The organism is Aminobacter sp. MET-1, assembly GCF_026521175.1.
In the GTDB taxonomy this organism is placed as follows: domain Bacteria; phylum Pseudomonadota; class Alphaproteobacteria; order Rhizobiales; family Rhizobiaceae; genus Aminobacter.
On the sequence record NZ_JAMSHL010000005.1, the window covers coordinates 37,623 to 52,271 of the forward strand.

Sequence of the window (14,649 nt, forward strand, 5' to 3'; positions counted from 1 at the left end):
GGGCTGTCATGGATACCTTCTTCTCCTTCTACGTCCTGCCGGCGTTGATCATTCTCCTGAAGTCGGTCGTGCTGATCGTCGTTCTGCTGATCTTCGTCGCCTATATTCTCTACGCCGATCGCAAGATCTGGGCGGCGGTGCAGCTGCGCCGCGGTCCGAACGTCGTCGGCCCCTGGGGCCTGCTGCAGGCTTTCGCCGACCTTCTGAAGTTCGTCTTCAAGGAGCCGGTGATCCCGTCAGGCGCCAACAAGGGCGTGTTCCTGCTGGCGCCGGTGGTTTCGGCGGTGCTGGCAATCGCCGCCTGGGCAGTGATCCCGGTCAGCGAAGGCTGGGCCATCGCCAACATCAATGTCGGCATCCTCTATGTCTTCGCCATCTCCTCGCTCGAGGTCTATGGCGTGATCATGGGCGGCTGGGCCTCGAACTCGAAATATCCGTTCCTCGGCGCACTGCGCTCGGCGGCCCAGATGGTGTCTTACGAAGTCTCGATCGGCTTCGTCATCGTCTGCGTGCTGCTGACCGTCGGCTCGCTGAACCTGACCGACATCGTGCTGTCGCAGGGTGACGGCATCGGCACGCGCCTCGGCCTGCCGAACACCTTCCTCGACTGGAACTGGCTCGTGCTGTTCCCGATGTTCGTGATCTTCTTCATCTCGGCGCTTGCCGAGACGAACCGCCCGCCCTTCGACCTGGTCGAGGCCGAGTCGGAACTCGTCGCCGGTCACATGATCGAATATTCGTCGACGCCGTTCCTGCTGTTCTTCCTCGGCGAGTACGTGGCCATCGTCTTGATGTGCGCGCTGACGACGATCCTGTTCCTCGGCGGCTGGCTGCCACCCTTCGATTTCGCGCCCTTCACCTGGGTTCCCGGCGTGATCTGGTTCGTGCTCAAGGTCTGCATGGTGTTCTTCATGTTCGCCATGGTGAAGGCTTTCGTGCCGCGCTACCGGTACGACCAGTTGATGCGCCTGGGCTGGAAGGTGTTCCTGCCGATCTCGCTGGCGATGGTCGTGATCACCGCCGCCGTCCTCAAGCTTACCGGAGCCGCCTGATGTCAGCGCTCGCCCAAGCCGCCAAGTCGCTGCTCCTGAAGGAGTTCGTCGGCGCGTTCTTCCTGTCGATGCGCCAGTTCTTCGCGCCGAAGCCGACGCTGAACTACCCGCATGAGAAGGGTCCGGTCAGCCCGCGCTTCCGCGGCGAGCACGCTCTTCGCCGTTATCCCAACGGCGAAGAACGCTGCATCGCCTGCAAGCTGTGCGAGGCGATCTGCCCGGCGCAGGCCATCACCATCGAGGCCGGCCCGCGCCGCAACGACGGCACCCGCCGCACGGTGCGCTACGACATCGACATGGTGAAGTGCATCTATTGCGGCTTCTGCCAGGAAGCCTGCCCGGTCGACGCCATCGTCGAGGGGCCGAACTTCGAATTCGCGACGGAGACGCGCGAGGAGCTGTATTACGACAAGGACAAGCTGCTTGCGAACGGCGACCGGTGGGAGCGCGAGATCGCGCGCAACATCGCTATGGATTCGCCGTACCGCTAAGGCTTGAACAATGGACGGGCTCCGAAGGCTCGTCTAAGGAACGCGCGGCCAGCTCCGGAGGCGGAGCACGGACGTGAACAAGGGCAGGGCGCATGGCGCTGAGCCCGAAAGGAAACCCGGGGGAACCCATGCTCAACGGACTTGAAGCGGTATTTTTCTACCTCTTCGCCTTCATCGCGGTGGCGTCGGCCTTCATGGTCATCTCCGCCCGCAACCCGGTTCACTCGGTGCTCTACCTGATCCTGACGTTCTTCAACGCGGCGGGGCTGTTCCTTTTGACGGGTGCAGAGTTCCTGGCGATGATCCTGCTCGTCGTTTATGTCGGTGCGGTGGCGGTGCTGTTCCTGTTCGTCGTCATGATGCTCGACGTCGATTTTGCCGAGCTCAAGTCGGGCGCGCTGCAATATGCGCCGATCGGCGCGCTGGTCGGCCTGATCCTGGCTGCCGAGCTGATCGTGGTCACCGGCGGTTACGCGCTTGCGCCGAAGCTCGCGACTTCGGTCGCCCAGCCGACGCCCGACATCGCCACGCGCCACAACACGGCAGCGCTCGGCGACATCCTGTACACGGACTACATCTACTTCTTCCAGATCGCCGGCCTGGTGCTGCTGGTCGCGATGATCGGCGCGATCGTGCTGACGCTGCGCCACAAGCCGAACGTCAAGCGCCAGAGCATTCCGGCTCAGGTCGCCCGCACGCCGGCCACCGCGATCGAGGTCAAGAAGGTCGAGACGGGCAAGGGAATCTGACCATGGTTGTCGGTATCGCGCATTATCTGACGCTTTCGGCGGTCCTGTTCACGCTCGGCGTGTTCGGCATCTTCCTGAACCGCAAGAACGTCATCGTCATCCTGATGTCGGTCGAGCTCATCCTGCTTGCGGTCAATATCAACTTCGTGGCGTTCTCGGCCCATCTCGGCGACCTCGTCGGGCAGGTGTTTGCGCTCTTCGTGCTTACGGTTGCTGCTGCCGAGGCGGCGATCGGTCTTGCCATTCTGGTCGTATTCTTCCGCAACCGCGGCTCCATCGCGGTCGAAGACGTGAACATGATGAAGGGCTGACGGGACAAAAATGTATCAGGCAATCGTCTTCCTTCCGCTTCTCGGCTTCCTGATCGCCGGCCTGTTCGGCCGTTCGATCGGAGCGAAGGCATCCGAGTACATCACATCGGGCTTCCTGGTGGTGTCGGCCGTCCTGTCCTGGGTGGCCTTCATCACGGTCGGCCTCGGCGACGCCGAGCCGTTCACGGTTCCGGTTCTGCGCTTCCTCGACGTGGGTGCGCTGCAGGCCGACTGGGCATTGCGCATCGACACGCTGACCGTCGTCATGCTGGTGGTGGTCAATACCGTCTCGGCGCTGGTCCACATCTACTCGATCGGCTACATGCATCACGACCCGCATCGGCCTCGCTTCTTTGCCTATCTGTCGCTGTTCACCTTCGCCATGCTGATGCTGGTGACGTCGGACAATCTCGTCCAGATGTTCTTCGGCTGGGAAGGCGTGGGCCTGGCGTCCTATCTGCTGATCGGTTTCTGGTACAAGAAGCCGTCCGCCAATGCCGCCGCCATCAAGGCCTTCGTGGTCAACCGCGTCGGCGACTTCGGTTTCCTGCTCGGCATCTTCGGCATCTTCGTGCTGTTCGGCTCGGTCAATTTCAGCACCATCTTCGCCAATGCCGCATCCTACCTTCCGGCTGAAGGCGCCGAACAGGGCGCGGCCGTGCTCAACTTCCTCGGCTACTCGCTCGACAAGCACGGCGCACTGACGGTTGTCTGCCTGCTGCTGTTCATGGGCGCCATGGGCAAGTCGGCGCAGGTGCCGCTGCACACCTGGCTGCCGGACGCCATGGAAGGCCCGACGCCGGTGTCGGCCCTGATCCATGCCGCGACCATGGTCACCGCCGGCGTGTTCATGCTGGCCCGCCTGTCGCCTGTGTTCGAGCTGTCGCATTCGGCGCTGACTGTCGTCACCTTCATCGGTGCACTGACCGCCTTCTTCGCGGCAACCGTCGGCCTGGTGCAGAACGACATCAAGCGCGTCATCGCTTATTCGACCTGCTCGCAGCTGGGCTACATGTTCGTGGCTCTCGGCATGGGCTTCTACTCTGCCGCCATCTTCCACCTGTTCACGCACGCCTTCTTCAAGGCGCTGCTGTTCCTGGGATCCGGCTCGGTAATCCATGCGGTCTCCGACGAGCAGGACATGCGCAAGATGGGCGGCCTGCGCAAGCTGATCCCGACCACCTACTGGATGATGGTCATCGGCACGCTGGCGCTGACCGGCGTCGGCATTCCGGCGACGATCATCGGTACGGCCGGCTTCTTCTCCAAGGACGCCATCATCGAAGGTGCGTTCGTCGGCCACAATGCGGTCGCCGGCTTTGCCTTCGCCGCTCTGGTCGTCGCTGCCTGCTTCACCAGCTTCTACTCCTGGCGCCTGATTTTCATGACCTTCCACGGTCAGCCGCGCGCCACCGCCGACGTCATGCACCATGTGCATGAATCGCCGCCCGTCATGCTGGTGCCGCTGTTCATCCTGGCTGTCGGTGCGCTGCTCGCAGGCGTCGTCTTCCACGACTACTTCATCGGCGAGGCCTATGCCGAGTTCTGGAAGGGCGCGATCTTCACGCTCGACACCAACCACATCCTGCACGACTTCCACGGCGTGCCGATGTGGGTGAAGCTCGCACCGTTCGCGGCGATGATCGGCGGGTTCGCCATGGCCTACCTGTTCTACATCCGCTCGCCGGAGATGCCGAAGACGCTGGCCCAGCGTCATCGTGGGCTCTACGCCTTCCTGTTGAACAAGTGGTACTTCGACGAGCTGTACGACTTCCTCTTCGTGCGTCCCGCCAAGTGGCTCGGCCGCTTCCTGTGGAAGAAGGGTGACGGCTGGCTGATCGACGGCTTCGGTGCCGATGGCGTGTCGGCCCGCGTGGTCGACATCACCAACCGCGTCGTCAAGCTGCAGACCGGTTACCTCTACCATTACGCGTTCGCCATGCTGATCGGCGTGGCCGCGCTCGTGACCTGGATGATGCTCGGGAGCTCCTTCTAATGTCCGGTGTTCCCATTCTTTCGCTGGTCACCTTTCTGCCGCTGGTCGGTGCGTTCTTCATCCTTCTGATCAGGGATGACGGCGAGGCTGCACGCCGCAACATTCGCAACGTCGCGCTCTGGACGACGGTGTTCACCTTTGCGGTGTCGCTGCTGATCTGGATCAACTTCGACGCCACGGAAGCCGGCTTCCAGTTCGTCGAGAAGTTTGCCTGGCTCGACTCCGGCATTTCCTATCATATGGGCGTCGACGGCATTTCGATGCTGTTCGTCATCCTGACGACGTTCCTGATGCCGCTCTGCATCCTGGCCAGCTGGGAGTCTGTGGAGAAGCGCGTCAAGGAATACATGATCGCGTTCCTGATCCTGGAAACGCTGATGATCGGCGTGTTCTGCGCGCTTGATATCGTGCTGTTCTACGTCTTCTTCGAAGCCGGCCTGATCCCGATGTTCATCATCATCGGCGTCTGGGGCGGCAAGCGCCGCGTCTATGCCAGCTTCAAGTTCTTCCTCTACACGCTGCTCGGCTCGGTGCTGATGCTGCTCGCCATAATGGCGATGTTCTGGCAGGCTGGCACGACCGACATCCCGACGCTGTTGACGCACGAGTTCCCGGCCAACATGCAGACATGGCTATGGCTGGCCTTCTTCGCCTCGTTTGCGGTGAAGATGCCGATGTGGCCTGTGCATACCTGGTTGCCCGACGCGCACGTCGAGGCGCCGACGGCAGGCTCGGTCATCCTGGCAGGCATCCTCTTGAAGATGGGCGGTTACGGCTTCCTGCGCTTCTCGCTGCCGATGTTCCCGCTGGCGTCCGAGTTCTTCGCACCGCTGGTCTTTGCGCTGTCGGTCGTCGCCATCGTCTACACCTCCCTGGTGGCGCTGATGCAGGAGGACATGAAGAAGCTGATCGCCTATTCGTCGGTCGCCCATATGGGTTACGTGACCATGGGCATCTTTGCCATGAACGAGACCGGCGTGCAGGGCGCGATCTTCCAGATGCTCAGCCACGGCCTGGTTTCGGGCGCGCTGTTCCTCTGCGTCGGCGTGGTCTACGACCGCATGCATACCCGCGAGATCGCGGCTTATGGCGGCCTGGTCAACAACATGCCGAAATATGCCGTAGCCTTCCTGATCTTCACCATGGCCAATGTCGGTCTGCCCGGCACCTCCGGCTTCATCGGCGAGTTCCTGACGCTGTTCGGCATCTTCCAGGTCAACACCTGGGTGGCGCTGATCGCGGCGACCGGCGTGATCCTGTCGGCTGCCTACGCGCTTTGGCTCTATCGCCGTGTCGTGTTCGGCGCGCTGACCAAGGAAAGCCTCAAGGGCCTGTTCGACCTGTCAGGTCGTGAGAAGGCCGTGATCTATCCGTTGATCGTGCTGGTGATCTTCTATGGCGTGTACCCGACGCCGGTCTTCAATGTGACGACCGCATCGGTGAAGGCGCTGATCAACAACGTAACCGTATCGATCGACGCCGCGCAGACCGCGGCGGCGAACTGACAGGGGTTTTGCGAACCATGACGCCCGAACTCCTTTCGAGCCTTTCCCTGGTCATGCCGGAGCTGGTCGTGGCCGTCGGCGCGCTTGCGCTGCTGATGGTCGGTGTCTTCTCCGGAGAACGGGCCAACTCGACCGTGACCGGCCTGGCGGTTGCCCTGCTGATCGCCGCCGGCGCCTGGATGTTCGTGTTCGGTCACGACGGCCAGGGCTTCGGCACGGCCTTCGTGTCAGATCCGTTCGCCCGCTTCATGAAGCTTCTGACGCTGCTCGGCTCGGTCGTGACGCTGATCATGTCGGTCGGCTTTGCCAAGGCCGAGAAGTTCGACAAGTTCGAATATCCGGTGCTCGTCATGCTGGCGACGCTCGGCATGCTCTTGATGATCTCGGCCAACGACATGCTGGCGCTTTATCTCGGCCTCGAGCTGCAGTCGCTGGCGCTCTATGTCATCGCCGCGATCAATCGCGAAAACGTGCGCTCGACCGAAGCCGGCCTCAAGTACTTCGTGCTCGGCGCGCTGTCCTCGGGCATGCTGCTCTACGGCATCAGCCTGGTCTACGGCTACACCGGCCACACTTCGTTCGAGGCCATCGCCTCGGCGCTTTCGGGTGGCGAGCGCCAGCTCGGCCTCGTGTTCGGTCTGGTCTTCGTGCTGGCCGGCCTGTGTTTCAAGATTTCGGCCGTGCCGTTCCACATGTGGACGCCCGACGTCTATGAAGGCGCACCGACGCCGGTGACGGCGTTCTTCGCCGCTGCCCCCAAGATGGCGGCCATGGCGCTGATCGTCCGCGTCACCATGGGTGCTTTCGAGCCGATCGGTCTCGACTGGCAGCAGATTATCGTCTTCATCTCGATTGCCTCGATGGTGCTGGGCGCCTTCGCCGCGATCGGGCAGAAGAACATCAAGCGCCTGATGGCCTATTCGTCGATCGGCCACATGGGCTACGCGCTGGTCGGCCTTGCCGCCAACAGCGAAGCCGGCGTGCGCGGCGTGGTCATATACATGCTGATCTATCTGGTGATGACGCTCGGCACCTTCGCCTTCATCCTGGCCATGCGCCGCAAGGACGGCAATGTCGAACAGATCTCCGATCTCGCCGGCCTGTCCAACACAAACCCGATGATGGCAACCGTCCTCACCATCCTGATGTTCTCGCTGGCCGGCATTCCGCCGCTCGCGGGGTTCTGGGGAAAGTGGTACGTCTTCCTCGCTGCCATCAACGCCAATCTCTACGCGCTCGCCGTGATCGGCGTGCTGGCTTCCGTGGTCGGCGCCTACTACTACCTGCGCATCATCAAGATCATGTGGTTCGATGAGCCGGTCGGCGGCTTCCAGCCGATGGCAGGCGAGCTGCGCCTCGTGCTCGGTCTTTCCGGCGTGTTCGTGCTGTTCTACGTGCTGATCGGCGGCCCCGTGGGTGAGATGGCGTCGGCTGCGGCGAAGACCTTCTTCTGACGGCATGGGATTCCAGCTCGCACCGACAGCCACCGCCGACGGTTTCCGCCTCGAAGCCCATGAGACAGTGGGCTCGACAAATGCCTTGGCGCTGGAGCGGGCACTTGCCGGTGACCCGGGCAAGCTCTGGGTCGTCTCGAAGAAGCAGGAAAGCGGGCGTGGCCGCCGTGGCCGCGCCTGGTCGACGCCGGAAGGAAACCTGGCGGCGACGCTGCTCAAGGTTCTCGACCGCGACCTCCATCATGCCGCTACGCTCGGCTTCGTCGCCGGCCTTGCCCTTGCGGACGCGCTCGATGCCGTTGCACCCAATGCGCGCTTTTCCGTAGGGGTCGACGGCGGCAACGGCAAGGGCGTCAAGCGCTTCGAGCTGAAATGGCCTAACGACGTGCTGGCCGCTGGCGCCAAGATGGCCGGCATCCTGCTCGAATCGACGCTGTTGTCGCCGGGTCGCCTTGCGATCGCCATAGGCATCGGCGTCAATGTCGTGGCCCATCCTGATGACGTGCCTTATCCGGCAACCTCGCTGGCCAATCTTGGCGCCGACGCCGACGCCGAGACGTTGTTTCTGGCGCTGTCGGACGCATGGAGCGAGAACGAGCGCCTGTGGGCCGGCGGCCGCGGCCTGGCGGCCATCCGGGAAAAATGGCTGACACGTGCAGCCGGATTGGGCAGCGAAGTGGCTGTACGGGTCGAGGGAAATGTCGTGCGCGGCACTTTCGAGACCATCGACGAGGATTGCCGCTTCGTCATTCGTGACGCTAATGGTGAAACGGTGAAGATCGCCGCCGGCGACGTGCATTTCGGCGCGGTCGCTTCGGCTGGCTCGGCCTGACGGGCCCGAAAGGAAATCTGGTATGGCGAAAGCGGGAAACGCTGAACTCGTATTCGTGCCGCTCGGCGGTGTCGGCGAGATCGGCATGAACTTCGCTCTCTATGGCTTCGGACCGGCCGACGCGCGCGAGTGGATCGTGATCGATGTCGGCGTGACATTTCCCGATGCCAGCCTGCCGGGTGTGGATCTGGTGCTGCCCGACTCCCGCTTCATCGAGGAGGAGCTCAAGAACCTCCGCGGCATCGTCATCACGCATGCGCACGAAGACCACTATGGCGCGCTGCACGACATCTGGCCGCGCCTGAAGGCACCGGTGTGGATGACGCCGTTTGCCGCCGGCCTGCTGGAGGCCAAGCGTCAGTCGGAGCAGGGCGCGCCGAAAATCCCCGTCACCGTCTATCGCGGCGGCGAGAAATTCACCATCGGGCCGTTCGAGATCGAAGCGATTCCGGTCACCCACTCGATTCCCGAGCCGATGTCGCTGGCGATCACCACGCCCGCCGGCACCGTGATCCATACCGGCGACTGGAAGATCGATCCCGCGCCCGAGATCGGTCCGATGACCGACGAGGCACGCTTCCGCGCCTATGGCGACAAGGGCGTTCTGGCACTCGTCTGCGATTCGACCAATGCAATGCGCGAGGGCGATTCTCCGTCCGAGCAGCAGGTCGGGCAGGGGCTGCGGGAAGTGATCGAGCAGGCCAAGGGCCGCGTTGCGGTCACCACCTTCTCGTCCAATGTCGGACGTATCCGTTCGATCGCCGAGGCTGCGCGCGACGCCGGCCGCCAGGTGCTGGTCATGGGCCGTTCTCTGAAGCGCGTCATCGATGTGTCGACGGAACTCGGCTACATGGACGGGCTGCCTGACTTCGTCTCCGAAGACGACTACGGCTACATTCCGCGTGAAAATCTCGTGGTCATCTGCACCGGCAGCCAGGGCGAGCCGCGCGCCGCACTCGCCAAGCTTGCCCGCGACGAGATGAAAACGGTTGCACTTTCGCCAGGCGACACCGTCGTGTTCTCTTCGCGCACCATTCCCGGCAACGAGAAGGCGATCCTGGAGATCAAGAACCTGCTCATCGACCAGGGCATGAAGATCATCGAAGACGGCGATGCGCTGGTCCACGTCTCCGGCCACCCGCGCCGCAGCGAACTCAAGCGCATGTATGAGTGGGTGCGCCCGCGCATCGGCGTGCCTGTTCATGGCGAGGCGGCGCATCTGGTGGCGCAGGGGTCGCTGATGTCGATGTCGGGCATTCCCGAGGTGGCGCAGATTCGCGACGGCGACATGCTGAGGCTGTGGCCGGGCGCTGCCGAGATCATCGACCAGGTGCCGTTCGGCCGCGTCTTCAAGGATGGCAAGCTCGTCGGCTCCGACGAAGCCATGGGCATCCGCGAGCGCCGCAAGCTGTCCTTTGCCGGCCATGTCGCGGTCAATGTCGTTCTCGACGACAAATACGAGCTTTCGGGCGACCCCGACCTGGTGGCCATCGGCGTTGCCGAGGCTGATGCCAGCGGAGAAGCACTCGATGAATTGATGCTCGATGCGGCAATAGGCGCCGTGGACTCCATACCCCGTGCGCGCCGAAAAGACCTGGACCTGGTTCAGGAGGCGGTGCGTCGCGCGGTGCGTGGTGCTGCCAACGAAGCCTGGGGCAAGAAACCGCTGGTGACCGTGTTCGTCACCAGATGAGCGAATGGGAAGTCGCGAATAGCGAGTAGCGAATAGAGCGATTTTAGGATCGTCTCTTTCGGCGCTCTATTCGCTACCCACTATTCGCTATTGGCTAGGAAGAACAAATGCTCGGACGTCTCAATCACGTCGCCATCGCGGTGCCGGACCTGGCTGCGGCGAGTGCGGTCTATCGCGATACGCTCGGCGCCACGGTGACCGAGCCGCAGGCGCTGCCCGAGCATGGCGTGACCGTCGTCTTCATCGACGTCGGCAACACCAAGATCGAGCTGCTCGAGCCGTTGGGCGAGGGCTCGCCGATCGCGGCCTTCCTCGAGAAGAACGCATCGGGCGGCATGCACCATGTCTGCTACGAGGTCGACGACATCCTGGCTGCGCGCGACCATCTCAAGGCGTCGGGCGCCCGTGTGCTCGGCGACGGCAATCCGAAGATCGGTGCCCATGGCAAGCCGGTGCTGTTCCTGCATCCCAAGGACTTCCAGGGCACGCTCGTGGAGCTCGAACAGGCATGACCTGGATTTCAATCATTGCCATGTATTTCGTCTTCTGGTGGCTGACCTTGTTTGCCATCCTGCCTTTCGGCGTGAAGACGCAGGACGATGACAACAACGTCGTGCCGGGCACAGAGGCGAGTGCGCCGCGTGGCCCGCACATGCTGCGCGCGATGTTCTGGACGACGATCGTCACGGCCGTGCTGATGGGCGCCTTCTATGGCGTAACCCGTGGCCTCGGCTACAGCATCAACGACATTCCGCTGATGCTGCCGAAGATCGACTGATCTGAAGGGCCAGAGCTTCTCATCCGTTGGGTGAGAAGCCGATCAAAACACATTGATCGCGTGTGATTTTGAGTGAGCTTGGGCCAAAAAAAATGCAAGGCACGAAGCCTTGCAATTAAACGCGTCCGATCTGCTTTCCGTCATCCGGCGGCAGCGAGTTATCGCGCCTAGATCGCATCCTCCCAAGACTTTGACCGCGTAGGAGAGCGGATTTGTGCTCCGCCCTCTCGGTTATCAAGGCACATTAGACTAAGCCGAAATGAATTGTCACGCGGAATTTTGCTTCCAGATGAGCAATCCTGTGCTGCATTGCACAAAACATGGGCAGTCGTTGCTAGTCTAACAATCAGGGCATTCTGACGCTGCCGCCAAACAAGCGCGCGGGTTTCCAATTGGCCATGAAATGGCTATGAAGCGCGTTCAAGCAAGCCTCATCAATTTGCCGATTCCGGCATCATCGTTTTCATGGAACATTCGATGCGTCTGTCGCGCTATTTTCTGCCCATCCTGAAAGAAAATCCCCGCGAGGCGGAAATCGTTTCGCATCGGCTCATGCTGCGGGCCGGAATGATCAGGCAGCAGGGGCAGGGCAGCTTCTCGTGGCTGCCGCTGGGCAAGCGCGTGCTGGACAAGATCTGCCGCATCGTACGTGAAGAGCAGGACCGGGCAGGCGCGCTGGAAATCCTGATGCCGACCATTCAGTCGGCCGATCTGTGGCGAGAAAGCGGTCGCTATGACGACTACGGCAAGGAGATGCTGCGCATCAAGGACCGCAACGAGCGCGATATGCTGTTCGGCCCGACCAACGAAGAGATGGTGACGGAAATCTTCCGCTCCTACGTCAAGTCCTACAAGGACCTGCCCCTCAACCTCTACCATATCCAGTGGAAGTTCCGCGACGAGATGCGTCCGCGCTTCGGCGTCATGCGCAGCCGCGAATTCCTGATGAAGGACGCCTATTCGTTCGACCTCGACTACGAGGGCGCGAAGGCCGCCTACAACCGCATGTTCGTGTCGTATCTGCGCACCTTCACGCGCATGGGCCTGCAGGCGATCCCGATGCGCGCCGACACCGGTCCCATCGGCGGCGATCTCAGCCACGAATTCATTATCCTGGCTGAAACCGGCGAAAGCCAGGTGTTCTGCCATCGCGACTTCCTCGAACTGCCGGTGCCGGGCGCCGATACCGATTTCGGCAATGACGGCGAGATCGGCGGCATCGTCCAGCAGTGGACGACGCCATACGCTGCGACCGAAGAGATGCACGACGAGGCGGCCTGGGCCGCCGTGCCGGAAGCAGACAAGGTGTCGGCGCGCGGCATCGAGGTCGGCCATATCTTCCACTTCGGCGAAAAGTACTCCAAGCCGATGAACGCCAAGGTGACCGGTCCCGACGGCAAGGAGCATTTCGTGTCGATGGGCTCCTACGGCATCGGCCCGAGCCGCCTGATCGCTGCGATCATCGAGGCGAGCCATGACGAGAACGGCATCATCTGGCCGGAGGCGGTGGCGCCGTTCGACATCGGCCTGATTAACATGAAGGTCGGCGACGCCGATTGCGACCGCATCTGTGGCGAGCTCTACGCGGCCTTCGAGGCTGCCGGCAAGGACGTGCTTTACGACGACACCGACCAGCGCGCCGGCGGCAAGTTCGCCACCGCCGACCTGATCGGCCTGCCGTGGCAGGTGATCGTCGGTCCGCGCGGTGCTGCGGCGGGCGAAGTCGAGATCAAGAACCGCAAGACCGGCGAGCGCGTGACGCTGCCGGTGGCGGAGGCTCTGGCCAAACTGGGCTCCAAGGCATGAACCAAACGGCGGCGGCGGCAAAACCGGCCGGAGCAGGGCCGTTCTCCGTCTTCGAACGCATGGTGGCCTGGCGCTACCTGCGGGCGAAGCGCAAGGAAACGGTGATCTCGGTCATCGCCTCGATCTCCTTCCTCGGCATCATGCTGGGGGTTGCGACCCTGATCGTGGTCATGGCCGTGATGAACGGTTTCCGTGCCGAGCTTCTGACCCGCATTCTCGGCGTCAACGGCCATCTGATCGTGACGCCGATCGACACGCCGCTCGAGGACTATGCCGCCGTCGCCGACCGCATCAACGGCGTTGCCGGCGTCAAATATGCAATCCCGCTGGTCGAGGGCCAGGTGCTCGCGCAGGGCAATATCGGCTCGGGTACCGGTGCGCTGGTGCGCGGCATCAGGGGCAGCGATCTCGGCAAGGTCACGCTTGTCGCCAACAACATCAAGCAGGGCTCCATCGTCAATTTCGACACCACCGACGGCGTCGTCATCGGCCGGCGCATGGCCGAAAACATGGGGCTGGTTCTGGGCGACAGCATCCGGCTGATCTCACCTGACGGCGATGTCACGCCGATGGGCACGACGCCGCGGGCCAAAGCCTATCCGATCACCGGCATCTTCGAGGTCGGCATGTCGGAGTATGACAGCTCGATCGTGTTCATGCCGCTCAACGAGGCGCAGCTCTATTTCAATTCCGAGGGCAAGGTCGGCTCGATTGAGATCTATGTCGACAACCCTGACAATGTCGATGCGCTCAAGACCAAGGTGGAGGAGGCGGCGCAGCGGCCGATCTTCCTGACCGACTGGCGTCAGCGTAACCAGACCTTCTTCTCGGCCCTGCAGGTCGAGCGCAACGTCATGTTCATGATCCTGACGCTGATCGTGCTGGTGGCGGCCCTCAACATCATCTCCGGCCTGATCATGCTGGTGAAGGACAAGGGCCATGACATCGCGATCCTAAGGACCATGGGCGCGACACGCGGCGCCGTCATGCGCATCTTCCTGATGACGGGTGCCGCCATCGGCATGACCGGCACGCTGGCGGGTGTGCTGCTCGGCGTGGTGATCTGCCTCAATGTCGAGCGCATAAGGCAGTTCTTCTCGTGGCTGTCGGGTACGGTGCTGTTCAATCCCGAGCTCTATTTCCTCAGCCAGCTGCCGGCCAAGATGGACATGGGCGAGACGATATCGGTGGTGGCGATGGCGCTCGTGCTGTCGTTCCTGGCGACCCTGTTTCCAGCCTGGCGCGCTGCCAAGCTCGATCCGGTCGAAGCGTTGAGGTACGAGTGATGGCCACCGCCGTTATCGAGCTCAAGGGCGTCGAACGCCATTACGAGCAGGGATCGCGCAAGCTGACGATCCTCAACGACGCCAACTTTTCGCTGCAGGCAGGCGAGATGGTGGCACTGGTTGCGCCGTCGGGCACAGGCAAGTCCACCCTGCTGCACACGGCCGGCCTGCTGGAACGGCCTGATGTCGGCGAGGTCATCATCACCGGGCGCGCCTGCGGCCGCCTGTCGGACGACCAGCGCACGGCCATCCGCCGCAACGACATCGGCTTCGTTTACCAGTTCCACCACCTGCTGCCGGAGTTCTCGGCGCTGGAGAACGTGATGATGCCGCAGCTGGTGAAGGGGCTCAAACCTTCCGACGCCAGCGAGCGGGCCGGTCAGTTGCTCGACTACATGAAAATCGGCAAGCGGGCCCAGCACCGGCCTTCTGAACTGTCCGGCGGCGAACAGCAGCGCGTGGCAATCGCCCGGGCTGTCGCCAACGGACCGGCATTGCTGCTGGCCGACGAGCCGACAGGCAATCTCGACCCGGTCACGGCGGGCTATGTGTTCGACGCGCTGTCGGCGCTTGTACGGCAGTCGGGACTGGCGGCGCTGATTGCCACCCACAATCACGAACTGGCCTCGCGCATGGACCGTCGCGTGACCCTGTCTGACGGCAAGGTCGTGCCGCTGCGTTGATCTCTTATTGCGG

The 14,649-nt window shown here is 62.7% G+C and carries 14 protein-coding genes; all 14 read left to right on the top strand.

All coding sequences use genetic code 11. The features are described 5' to 3' along the window. The first annotated feature begins 8 nt into the window (after nt 1-8). Entirely contained in the window at nt 9-1,052 is a 1,044-nt protein-coding gene (gene nuoH, locus NDO48_RS08850) for an NADH-quinone oxidoreductase subunit NuoH (RefSeq protein WP_018428453.1), read from the top strand. After that, nucleotides 1,052-1,543: an NADH-quinone oxidoreductase subunit NuoI gene (gene nuoI / locus NDO48_RS08855; RefSeq protein ID WP_018428452.1), complete on the top strand. Its 492-nt coding sequence runs from the start codon at nt 1,052-1,054 to the stop codon at nt 1,541-1,543. The genes nuoH and nuoI overlap by 1 nt, the downstream gene beginning before the upstream one ends. A gap of 128 nt (nt 1,544-1,671) precedes the next feature. Next, nucleotides 1,672-2,292, top strand: coding sequence for an NADH-quinone oxidoreductase subunit J (locus NDO48_RS08860; protein WP_018428451.1), 621 nt, complete (start codon nt 1,672-1,674; stop codon nt 2,290-2,292). 2 nt (nt 2,293-2,294) lie between these two features. Then, entirely contained in the window at nt 2,295-2,603 is a 309-nt protein-coding gene (gene nuoK, locus NDO48_RS08865; RefSeq protein WP_018428450.1) for an NADH-quinone oxidoreductase subunit NuoK, read from the top strand. Nucleotides 2,604-2,613: 10 nt separating this feature from the next. Continuing rightward, nucleotides 2,614-4,599: an NADH-quinone oxidoreductase subunit L gene (gene nuoL, locus NDO48_RS08870; RefSeq protein ID WP_267321359.1), complete on the top strand. Its 1,986-nt coding sequence runs from the start codon at nt 2,614-2,616 to the stop codon at nt 4,597-4,599. Then, nucleotides 4,599-6,104: an NADH-quinone oxidoreductase subunit M gene (locus tag NDO48_RS08875; protein WP_018428448.1), complete on the top strand. Its 1,506-nt coding sequence runs from the start codon at nt 4,599-4,601 to the stop codon at nt 6,102-6,104. Before nuoL ends, NDO48_RS08875 begins: the two co-directional genes overlap by 1 nt. A 17-nt stretch (nt 6,105-6,121) precedes the next feature. Continuing rightward, the gene (gene nuoN / locus NDO48_RS08880; RefSeq protein ID WP_018428447.1) at nt 6,122-7,558 is read left to right on the top strand and encodes an NADH-quinone oxidoreductase subunit NuoN; all 1,437 of its coding nucleotides are present in this window, start codon (nt 6,122-6,124) and stop codon (nt 7,556-7,558) included. Nucleotides 7,559-7,562: 4 nt separating this feature from the next. Beyond that, nucleotides 7,563-8,390: a biotin--[acetyl-CoA-carboxylase] ligase gene (locus tag NDO48_RS08885; protein WP_018428446.1), complete on the top strand. Its 828-nt coding sequence runs from the start codon at nt 7,563-7,565 to the stop codon at nt 8,388-8,390. Between the two features lie 22 nt (nt 8,391-8,412). Continuing rightward, nucleotides 8,413-10,083, top strand: a complete 1,671-nt coding sequence (locus NDO48_RS08890; protein ID WP_018428445.1) for a ribonuclease J — start codon at nt 8,413-8,415, stop codon at nt 10,081-10,083. 107 nt (nt 10,084-10,190) lie between these two features. Beyond that, nucleotides 10,191-10,595 (top strand): methylmalonyl-CoA epimerase, encoded by a 405-nt coding sequence (mce, locus tag NDO48_RS08895; RefSeq protein ID WP_267321360.1) that lies wholly within the window; start codon nt 10,191-10,193, stop codon nt 10,593-10,595. Next, nucleotides 10,592-10,861: a DUF1467 family protein gene (locus NDO48_RS08900; protein ID WP_018428443.1), complete on the top strand. Its 270-nt coding sequence runs from the start codon at nt 10,592-10,594 to the stop codon at nt 10,859-10,861. Before mce ends, NDO48_RS08900 begins: the two co-directional genes overlap by 4 nt. Nucleotides 10,862-11,338: 477 nt before the next feature. Next, the gene (gene proS, locus NDO48_RS08905) at nt 11,339-12,667 is read left to right on the top strand and encodes a proline--tRNA ligase (RefSeq protein ID WP_267321361.1); all 1,329 of its coding nucleotides are present in this window, start codon (nt 11,339-11,341) and stop codon (nt 12,665-12,667) included. Continuing rightward, a complete protein-coding gene (locus tag NDO48_RS08910; RefSeq protein WP_267321362.1) occupies nt 12,664-13,953 on the top strand; it encodes a lipoprotein-releasing ABC transporter permease subunit in 1,290 nt (429 codons plus the stop codon). Before proS ends, NDO48_RS08910 begins: the two co-directional genes overlap by 4 nt. Then, a complete protein-coding gene (locus NDO48_RS08915; protein ID WP_018428440.1) occupies nt 13,953-14,636 on the top strand; it encodes an ABC transporter ATP-binding protein in 684 nt (227 codons plus the stop codon). The genes NDO48_RS08910 and NDO48_RS08915 overlap by 1 nt, the downstream gene beginning before the upstream one ends. Nucleotides 14,637-14,649: the final 13 nt, after the last annotated feature.

Coding starts and splice junctions, on each gene's coding strand:
- nuoH (WP_018428453.1), top strand. CDS start 9: ATGGATACCTTCTTCTCCTTCTACGTCCTGCCGGCGTTGATCATTCTC.
- nuoI (WP_018428452.1), top strand. CDS start 1,052: ATGTCAGCGCTCGCCCAAGCCGCCAAGTCGCTGCTCCTGAAGGAGTTC.
- NDO48_RS08860 (WP_018428451.1), top strand. CDS start 1,672: ATGCTCAACGGACTTGAAGCGGTATTTTTCTACCTCTTCGCCTTCATC.
- nuoK (WP_018428450.1), top strand. CDS start 2,295: ATGGTTGTCGGTATCGCGCATTATCTGACGCTTTCGGCGGTCCTGTTC.
- nuoL (WP_267321359.1), top strand. CDS start 2,614: ATGTATCAGGCAATCGTCTTCCTTCCGCTTCTCGGCTTCCTGATCGCC.
- NDO48_RS08875 (WP_018428448.1), top strand. CDS start 4,599: ATGTCCGGTGTTCCCATTCTTTCGCTGGTCACCTTTCTGCCGCTGGTC.
- nuoN (WP_018428447.1), top strand. CDS start 6,122: ATGACGCCCGAACTCCTTTCGAGCCTTTCCCTGGTCATGCCGGAGCTG.
- NDO48_RS08885 (WP_018428446.1), top strand. CDS start 7,563: ATGGGATTCCAGCTCGCACCGACAGCCACCGCCGACGGTTTCCGCCTC.
- NDO48_RS08890 (WP_018428445.1), top strand. CDS start 8,413: ATGGCGAAAGCGGGAAACGCTGAACTCGTATTCGTGCCGCTCGGCGGT.
- mce (WP_267321360.1), top strand. CDS start 10,191: ATGCTCGGACGTCTCAATCACGTCGCCATCGCGGTGCCGGACCTGGCT.
- NDO48_RS08900 (WP_018428443.1), top strand. CDS start 10,592: ATGACCTGGATTTCAATCATTGCCATGTATTTCGTCTTCTGGTGGCTG.
- proS (WP_267321361.1), top strand. CDS start 11,339: ATGCGTCTGTCGCGCTATTTTCTGCCCATCCTGAAAGAAAATCCCCGC.
- NDO48_RS08910 (WP_267321362.1), top strand. CDS start 12,664: ATGAACCAAACGGCGGCGGCGGCAAAACCGGCCGGAGCAGGGCCGTTC.
- NDO48_RS08915 (WP_018428440.1), top strand. CDS start 13,953: ATGGCCACCGCCGTTATCGAGCTCAAGGGCGTCGAACGCCATTACGAG.